We start from the raw sequence: 1,973 nt of genomic DNA, 5'->3' as shown, positions 1-1,973 counted from the left end.
TGCCCTGTCTCGGGTGATGCTTGACAGCCGTGTCTCGGCTGATGCTTTACACCGGCCGTGTTCGGACATCCTGTTTGGCGGCGTTCCACGGGCGCCCCGAGGGCAGGAGGCCGGGATTGGCACTGGTTGCGTTGTCGGTGGTGGAGCGTCGGTTGGACGCGGTACGGGCGGTGCTCGCGGGTGCGACGGTGAGCGAGGTGGCTGCCTCGGTCGGGGTGTCACGGGTCAGCGTTCATGCGTGGATCGGGCGGTACCTGGCCGAAGGGATCGGCGGGCTGGCGGACCGTTCGCACCGGCCTGCGTCGTCTCCGAACCAGGTGTCGGCCCAGGTGGAGGTCGCGGTCGCTGAGATGCGGCGACGGCATCCGCGGTGGGGTGCGAAGCGGATCCGGATGGAGATGCTGCGCAGGCCGGTCGAGGGGCTGGTGGTGCCGTCGGTGCCGACGGTGAACCGGATTCTGGTCCGGCAAGGGCTGGTCGTGCCCAGGAAGCGCAAGCGTCCCCGATCCTCGTATGTGCGTTGGGAGCGGTCGGGTCCGATGCAGCTGTGGCAAATCGACATCGTCGGCGGGGTGATGCTGGTCAACCCCGGCACCGGCGAGATCCGGGAGGCCAAGGTCGTCACCGGCGTCGATGACCATTCCCGGTTCTGTGTGATGGCCGCGGTGGTGGAGCGGGCCACCAGCCGGGCGGTGTGCTTGGCGCTGGCGCAGGCGTTGGCCAGGTTCGGGCCACCGGAGGAGATCCTGACCGATAACGGCAAGCAGTTCACCGACCGTTTCGGCAAGGGCGGGGAGGTGTTGTTCGACAAGATCTGCCGCAAGAACGCGATCACGCACCGGCTGACCCAGCCCGCGTCACCGACCACCACCGGCAAGATCGAGAGGTTCCATCTGACGCTGCGCCGCGAGCTCCTGGACGACCACGAGCCCTACCCAACCCTGGTTGCCGCGCAGGCCGCGCTCGACACGTTCGCGGCCGAGTACAACACCGACCGGCCCCATCAAGCCCTCGATCAGGATCTGCCGGTCACTCCCTCGCAGCGGTTCGCTCCGGTCCCGGCCGAGCAGCGGGACCTGCTCGAACTGTGGCTGCCGCCAACGCTTCTCGTTTCGGAGGCTTCGACCGAGTCGGCGGACCAGCCCACCTCCGGACAGCCGATGGCGCAGCGTTGGGTGGGTGGCCCGGTGGAGTTCGACAAGGTCGTCCCACCCGCTGGCAACATGACGCTGGTCGGCAAACAGCTCTGGCTGGGCCCGGCCCGCTCCGGGCAGGTCGTGCACTTCTGGGCCGGGGTCGATCTGATCCACCTGATGATCGGCGGCGCCCGTGTCAAGACCATCCGCTCCCACCTGACCGTCAACGACCTGGCCCGGCTCGTGGCCGACGGCGCTGTCCCGGCCCAGGGTGCACCGCTACCACCGGTTGAGGACGGACAGGCCCTCGAGGTCGAGCGGACCGTCTCCCGGATCGGGTTGGTCTCCTTGGGCAACCACCAGCTGCTGGCCGCGGAAATCCTCGGCGGTCGCCGGGTCGGGATCCGTATTGAGGGACCCACCCTGCTGTTCTTCGACCTGGACACGCGCGTCCTGCTCCGCACCCGCGCCAACCCGCTGACGATGGTCCAGGCGCAACGGCTGCGCGGAGCCCGCCCAGCCGGCCCACCACCACGCCCGTCGACCGAACCGATCACCGTGCAGCGCCGCGCCTCCAACACCGGCGTCGTCATGGTGTGCGGTCAGAAGGTCGCCCTCGGCCGGGTCCACCGCCACCAGACCCTCACCATCGCCGTCTCCGACACCACCCTGGCGATCGAGCTCGACGACGGCGAGACCCGCGTGGTGCGCCGGACCACGACCCTGCCCGTGCGTAACATCAAGGCGGACCGACCGTGGACGGACCACTCAGTTTCCTAGGCCAGGTGTAAAGCATCACCTGACACAGATCCGTTAAGGATCAACTGAGACTCGGCA

1 protein-coding gene is annotated in these 1,973 nt (G+C 68.5%); it reads left to right on the top strand.

Annotation, left to right across the window (positions count from 1 at the left end):
* Positions 1-131: 131 nt before the first annotated feature.
* Complete coding sequence (locus AC1DYG_RS18590; RefSeq protein WP_477641352.1) at positions 132-1,916, top strand: IS481 family transposase; 1,785 nt, start codon at positions 132-134, stop codon at positions 1,914-1,916.
* Positions 1,917-1,973: the final 57 nt, after the last annotated feature.

The sequence above is a fragment of the Pedococcus sp. P1_H8 genome, from assembly GCF_056405175.1.
Note: the sequence above shows the minus strand (reverse complement) of the source record. Positions and strands in the feature narration are given on the sequence as shown.